Genomic DNA, 6,044 nt, shown 5'->3' with positions numbered 1-6,044 from the left:
AGTTCTCAAACAACACACCCACCGAGATTTGAGACCAGGAAGAATTCCTTGCTTGCCTCTCGAAGACGACCGGACTAGCATAAGCAGGTTGTCGTTCGGGAATCAAATTCGGATCGCGTGACCCTGATCTCTGAACTATTCTGCTTTTCTCCGTACCGACTGGATCACTCCCGCCGTTCCGGCGTTTCCGCCGTCCGGTGCCACCGTCGAACCGTGAGGTCGCGTCGGCAGCGAGGAGTACTATAGGCAGGCTTGATGGCCTCCTGTCAAACGACTTTCGCGCGACCTGCGTCACACCTCAGTTCCTGAGTGCCAGACCTGCTCTCCCCGCTCCGTCGCCTCGCTTCACCACTGCTCCGCTCGGCACCGCGTGGAGCCGAACCACGCGGGCCCTCAGGAGGCGCGGGCGCGGGAGGCCTGGTAGGCGGCCCCCACGATGCCGGCGGTGTTGAGCAGCTGGGCCGGGACGATCGGGGTCTTGAGGTCGAGCAGCGGCAGGTACTTATCGTGCTTGCGGGAGACGCCCCCGCCCACGACGAACAGGTCCGGGGAGAAGAGCATCTCCACGTGGGAGTAGTAGCGCTGGAGGCGCTTGGCCCACTTCTTCCAGGACAGGTCCTGGGCAGTGCGCTGCCCGGCCGAGGCCCGGCTCTCGGCGTCGTAGCCGTCGATCTCCAGGTGCCCGAGCTCGGTGTTGGGGACCAGGGTTCCGTCGACGATGACGGCCGAGCCGATCCCGGTACCCAGGGTGGTCACGATGATGGTCCCGGGCACGTCCTTGGCGGCACCGAAGGCGACCTCCGCCAGCCCCGCGGCGTCGGCATCGTTGAGCCCGGTCACCGGCCGGCCCAGGTGCTCGCGCATGAGCTCGGTGAGGTTGACGCCAGTCCAGGACTTGTCGAGATTGGCGATGAAGGGAACGGTGCCGTGGACGATCGGAGCGGGCAGAGCCACGCCGACCGGGACGTCGTCGCCCACCTCGAGCTGTTCGAGGAGCTCACGGCACACCTCGGCGACAGCCGCGGGAGTGGACTCCTCAGGAGTATCGATGCGGACGCGCTCACCGATGAACGTGCCCGTGGCCAGGTCGACCAGGGCGCTCTTGACGCCCGATCCGCCGATGTCGATCCCGCATGCCACGGAAACTGCTGATGCTGTCGAAGTCATGAGGCCCTCCTGGTACTACGCGTCCTCGCGGCCGCCGCCCAGCCTAGTGCAGGGACGGCGACCGCGAGGACGGTCGGAGGAAGCGATGGTTGCCGGAGACTCCAGCAGCGCCCCTCAGTCGCGAGAACTCTCCTGGCGGGCGCCCCGGTAGAGGTACCACAGAGTGCCGACGAACAGCACCGCGCCCACCCAGGGAGCGATGCCGGCGAAGCCCTCAGGCATGATGGCCAGCGGGTCCGCCTTGCCGCCGAAGGCCACGACGATCCCGGCGTAGACCACCCCGGCGAGGCTCTCGCCAACGATGAGGCCGGTGGCCATGAGCGTGCCCATGCGCTTGGCCCGCTCCGGGTTGGCGGTGCGCTCGGCCCAGCGGTCGTAGAGGTGACCGAGGACGGCACCGATGACGAGCGCCACCTGCTGCTTCCACGAGCTGGCCGGTCTTGAGGTCCTGAAGGTTGTCGTTCGAGATCGTGGCCACGCCCTCGGGGTAGGGCAGGTCGGAGTTGGTCACGAGCGTGCGCCGCAACGGGATGGAGTAGGTGACGCCGAGGATGCCGCCCAGGACGATGACCAGGACCGTCTGGAGGTAGGGGAATACCCACGATGATGAGTCCAGGCAGCACGAAGATGATGGCGGACAGCGTCCCGGCCGCCGAGGCGATCGTCTGGTTGTTGTGGACATGGTGAGATCTCTCGATGTCGGGACGATTCCGAGGCGAGACCAGCGCTGTGTCCGAAAACGATCGTTAACAGCTCATTCGATGCACAACGGATCAGGGCGGCCGTCGTCGTCCTCAACACTTCGACCGAATCTTCATAGAAGACCCGGAGCCGCGTCTTTCATGAAGTTTTGGTCGAGGTCGAGAACCCAGCCAGGTAGGAGGCGGCCATGTCCTCGTGAGCGTGGCCGGCCTCGGCGACACGGTCGAGCCGGGCGGAGAAGGCCTCCATGCCATCGAGCCTCAAGCCGGCTTCACGGGCGAGGTCGAGGATGAGGTGGGCGTCCTTGCCGGAGGTGTCCACGGCGAAGTTGGCCGGGCTCAGAGCGCCCCGTTCAACGAGGTCGGCCTTGATGCGCAGGAAGGGCAGGTCCAGGCCACCGCCGTCGAGCACCTCGAAGAACTGGGCCGGGGGCACACCGATCGCCTTCGCCAGGGTGACGATCTCGCCGGCGGCGTTGGACACGGCGATGACCCAGGAGTTGACGACCAGCTTGAGGCGGGTCGAGGTGGCGGCGGCACCATCCTCGCCGGTCCACACAGTGCGCGACCCGACGGCGTCCAGGACCGGGGTGACCAGCTCACGGCCGGAGGCAGGGCCGGCGGTCATGATGACCAGGGTGCCGGACTCGGCGGGCTGGCGGGTCCCGGAGACGGGCGAGTCGTAGAAGAGAACCCCGGCTGACTCCGCGATGGCGGCCAGGCCGGCCACATCATCAGGGCCGACGGTGGTCATCTGCAGCCAGGCGGCTCCGGAGCGCATGGCGGGGGCGGTCTCACGCATGACCTCGGCGACGGCGGCGCCGTCGAAGAGCATGGTGATGACAACGTCGGCCCCCTCGACGGCGGCGGTGACGGTGGGAGCGACCTCGATGCCGTCGTCGGCCAGGGGCTGGGCACGTGAGATTGTGCGGTTCCAGGCGCGCACGGCGTGGCCGGCGCCAGCGATGTTGCGAGCCATCGCCGAGCCCATGATTCCGGTACCGAGTACGGCTACGGTCAGCTGAGACATGCTTCTCCCTTGATTTTCTCTGATCGAGCGTGTCGACCTGTCCTTGGTCGGCCACCCGCCTGGGCACCCTCCGGCGCCCAGGATCGGGAGTGTTGCCGTCCTCTGCACACGACCATAGGCACCCAAGTCACTCGGAAGCCAGGGCGCCGGCGATCCTGTACAGGGCGACAGCCAGGAGGAATGCGAGGCCAGTCATGAGGCTGGGGCCCCAGAAGCCGGGGAGTCGGGTGAGAAGGTCCCCGCCGACGGCGCCGGCGATCGTGGCACCGAGGTACATCGCCGTGTTCGACAGTGAGGAGACGGTTCCTCGCGCCTGGCCTGCGTGGGCCTGCAGCTGCCCCATGAGAACCGGCAGGAGGAAGCCGGCGACCACCAGGGCCGCGGCGAAGGCCATGACGGCACCCCACATAGTGTGCACAATGAGCGGCATCGCAGCGGCCAGGAGGTAGAACGCGCCCTGGACGAGGATGCCGGCCCACAGCGACCGCCGCTCACCGATCCTTGCAACGAGCCTCGGACCGAGGATCGACCCCAGCGCGGTTCCCAGTCCGATCATCATCATGGCCTTCCCGATAGCGGTCTGCGAGGCACCGAAGTCCTTGGCCAGCCAGGAGCCGATGAAGGAGAACGAGGCGTAGTTGCCGGTCTGGAACACGAGGTAGGCGAGGAGCGACCACCGCAGCACCCGAGAGCCGAGGACTCTCCGGTGGGAGCCGACGACGTCGACGGGCTCCCCGACCGGCCGCACATGCGGGAACGCGATGAAAAGAAGTCCCCACAGGACGACGCTGACCGCCGCAACCACGAAGAACGGCAGCTGCCACCCTCTGACCGACAGGTAGGAGCCGATCGGCACGCCGGCCACCTGAGCAACCGCAAGTCCCGCGGTCGCATAGCCCATGACCTTGATGATGGACGGCCGGGGCACCGTCATCGGGATGGAGGCCCAGATCTGGGAGCTGACGAAGGCGGCGCTCACGCCGGCCAGGAAGCGGGCGGCGACCATGCTCCAGAAGCTCCAGGCCAGACCGCACGCGCAGGTGAGAACGGCGAAGGCCGCCAGGCCGGAGAGGATGACCCGACGTCGGTCGTGGCGGTCAGAGACGGGTCCGGCCACGAGGGCGAACAGCGCGTACCCCAAGGCGTAGGCGGAGACCAGCCAGCCTGCCCGGGACAGGGGGACGTCGAGCTCTCGCTGGAGCAGGGGCAGCAGGGGCGCGACGAGGAAGGTGTCGGTCCCGATGGCGAACATGGTGAAGAAGGACAGCCATCCCATGGTCGAGACGCGAGCACTCTTCGGCGGCACCCTCTCGTCATCTGCGGACGCACGCGTTGAGACACGAGCTTCTTCCGTCATCCCAAACCTCCTTAGTTCGATGTTTGACGAACTAAGAATTATTCGAGACGCTATCGTTGTCAACCTCATCCCAGCGCACGCCGGGGCGACGGTCGGGACACACGGGGCAGAAAGGCAGGAACGATCCGTGAAAGACAGGGAGCTCTTCCACCCCGAGGCGGCCGATATCTCCCTGGACGCGGTCCTGGGCGCCCTGTCCGACCCCATCCGCCGCGACGTCCTGCGCCGGATTGCCAGTGAAGGCGCCCTGTACTGCGGTGACCTGAGCTACGACGTCGTCAAGTCCACGATGTCGCACCACTTCCGGGTGCTGCGTGAGTCTGGGCTCATGCACACCGAACGAGAGGGCAAGCACCGGCGCATTACCCGACGCGACGACGTCATCGAGCAACGCTTTCCGGGGCTGCTGGCCGCCGTCGGCCTGCCCGCGGGCAAGGGGCAGTGGCCGGACTGACGACCGCCCGGGCGAGCACTCTCACGGTGCCAGGACAGGCCGCCGTCGTCGACCTCAACACTTCGACCGAATCTTCAGAATAGACGCGGCTCCGGGTCGATTTTGAAGATTCGGTCGAAGTGAGCGGCGGGCGCGGCCGCCTCACTGCGAGGTCACCTCGACCTGCTGGCAGGTGTTCCACCCCATCTTGGCGCTGGTGACCATCCCCCAGACCCGCAGGGGACGCAGGATCGGTGCGGACCGCAGCGTCGCCACCGGGGACAGGAGGAGGGCCGGCGTACCTCTGGGGGCCGCTGGTGTCTGAGCGCCACACGGTGATGTACCGCAAACCCTGCGCCAGTCCGATCGCGAGAGGTACCAGCACCACCGTCGGGGGGATACCGCCACCGAGGACGAGCGGACGCCACAGCAGCAGGTAGACGAAGACCGAGATCACCAGCCAGATCTGCATCCACCCGGTGGCCTGGCGCCACCAGCCCCATGAGAGGACCGGCAGGAAGCGGATGCGCCAGAGCCCGCGGATGAAGGAGCCGCGGAACCAGCGCTCCTGCTGGCGGTAGTGGTGGCTCCAGCGGTCGGGCATCCAGGCGAAGGCGAAGGCCGAGGGTTGCTGGACGGTCCGGCCGTGCAGCAGGGCGGAGAGCATCCGCACCACGACGTCGGGATCCTCCGTTGTAGAGCGGAACGAGCACGACGACCCGGTACGTCTCTCCGCGGCCGATCACGCGCCCCTCGAAGCCGGCCACCACGAGCTGCACGGCCACGACCACGAGGAGGACATCGAAGGTCCACACGATCCACGCATCCAGGACGTGGTGCCGACTGACCAGCATGCGCCAGCACAGCCACCCCACAACACCGAGGGCCACGACGACGGGCAGGGGTCCGCCGGCCCGCATGTGCGCCCGGGGCAGCCCGGTGGCGTCGGCCGATCGCTGAGCCTCGTCCGTCGTCGTCACCAGAGCTCGTACGGTGACCACCCCGCCACGGCCCCTGCCCCGTCCTCCGCAGCGGACCATCCGCACCACCTGGAGCCTCGTCCCGCGCTTGAACAGCAGCTTGACCGCGAAGCAGGCCAGCAGGACGAGCAGGCCGAGGGACCATGGCATAGGCGTCAGTCTTTCAGTGTCGAGGTGCCGGTTCCAGGCGAGGATGCGATGGCACCTCAGGCCGAGGCGGGCGACTGGCTGCACATGACCTCCGGAACCGTCTTGACGGGCAGGCCGCAGTCCACCACCCGCCTCATGTAGCGCTCGAAGGTGTCCGCCTTCACCGACTCGGGGGCGCCGTCGGGCTGCTCGTCGATGCGGTGGAAGACCATATGGGTCCAGCAGC

6 protein-coding genes and 2 pseudogenes are annotated in these 6,044 nt (G+C 67.4%); 1 reads left to right on the top strand and 7 read right to left on the bottom strand.

Annotated features, from left to right (window positions below; all coding sequences use genetic code 11):
* Nucleotides 1–393: 393 nt before the first annotated feature.
* The 5 genes and pseudogenes from ppgK to BKH20_RS02295 form a co-directional block, all read right to left on the bottom strand.
* Complete coding sequence (gene ppgK / locus BKH20_RS02315) at nucleotides 394–1,167, bottom strand: polyphosphate--glucose phosphotransferase (protein ID WP_075389779.1); 774 nt, start codon at nucleotides 1,165–1,167, stop codon at nucleotides 394–396.
* A gap of 114 nt (nucleotides 1,168–1,281) precedes the next feature.
* On the bottom strand, nucleotides 1,282–1,581 hold the full coding sequence (locus BKH20_RS14995; RefSeq protein ID WP_256692989.1) for a hypothetical protein: 300 nt from the start codon (nucleotides 1,579–1,581) through the stop codon (nucleotides 1,282–1,284).
* A 58-nt stretch (nucleotides 1,582–1,639) separates the two neighbouring features.
* Nucleotides 1,640–1,853, bottom strand: a pseudogene (locus BKH20_RS14990) (OPT/YSL family transporter); the annotation flags it as partial.
* Between the two features lie 154 nt (nucleotides 1,854–2,007).
* Nucleotides 2,008–3,006: an NAD(P)-dependent oxidoreductase gene (locus tag BKH20_RS02300; RefSeq protein WP_256692988.1), complete on the bottom strand. Its 999-nt coding sequence runs from the start codon at nucleotides 3,004–3,006 to the stop codon at nucleotides 2,008–2,010.
* Nucleotides 3,007–3,025: 19 nt separating this feature from the next.
* Entirely contained in the window at nucleotides 3,026–4,174 is a 1,149-nt protein-coding gene (locus BKH20_RS02295) for an MFS transporter (RefSeq protein ID WP_256692987.1), read from the bottom strand.
* Between the two features lie 208 nt (nucleotides 4,175–4,382).
* On the opposite strand from BKH20_RS02295, the gene BKH20_RS02290 reads away from it, so the two are divergent.
* Complete coding sequence (locus BKH20_RS02290) at nucleotides 4,383–4,709, top strand: ArsR/SmtB family transcription factor (protein WP_075389777.1); 327 nt, start codon at nucleotides 4,383–4,385, stop codon at nucleotides 4,707–4,709.
* A gap of 460 nt (nucleotides 4,710–5,169) precedes the next feature.
* On the opposite strand, the pseudogene BKH20_RS14485 reads toward BKH20_RS02290, so the two are convergent.
* Nucleotides 5,170–5,361: pseudogene (locus BKH20_RS14485) on the bottom strand (glycosyl transferase family 2); the annotation flags it as partial.
* 513 nt (nucleotides 5,362–5,874) lie between these two features.
* Nucleotides 5,875–6,030, bottom strand: a complete 156-nt coding sequence (locus BKH20_RS02280) for a hypothetical protein (protein ID WP_256692986.1) — start codon at nucleotides 6,028–6,030, stop codon at nucleotides 5,875–5,877.
* Between the last annotated feature and the right edge of the window lie 14 nt (nucleotides 6,031–6,044).

The organism is Actinomyces oris (genome assembly GCF_001937445.1).
Classification (GTDB): Bacteria; Actinomycetota; Actinomycetes; order Actinomycetales; family Actinomycetaceae; genus Actinomyces; species Actinomyces acetigenes.
This window is presented reverse-complemented; position numbering and strand designations above follow the sequence as displayed.

What these genes read in the sequence shown, in the direction of transcription:
- ppgK (WP_075389779.1), bottom strand. Translation starts at nt 1,167, where the DNA reads ATGACTTCGACAGCATCAGCAGTTTCCGTGGCATGCGGGATCGACATC.
- BKH20_RS02295 (WP_256692987.1), bottom strand. Translation starts at nt 4,174, where the DNA reads ATGGGATGGCTGTCCTTCTTCACCATGTTCGCCATCGGGACCGACACC.
- BKH20_RS02280 (WP_256692986.1), bottom strand. Translation starts at nt 6,030, where the DNA reads ATGGTCTTCCACCGCATCGACGAGCAGCCCGACGGCGCCCCCGAGTCG.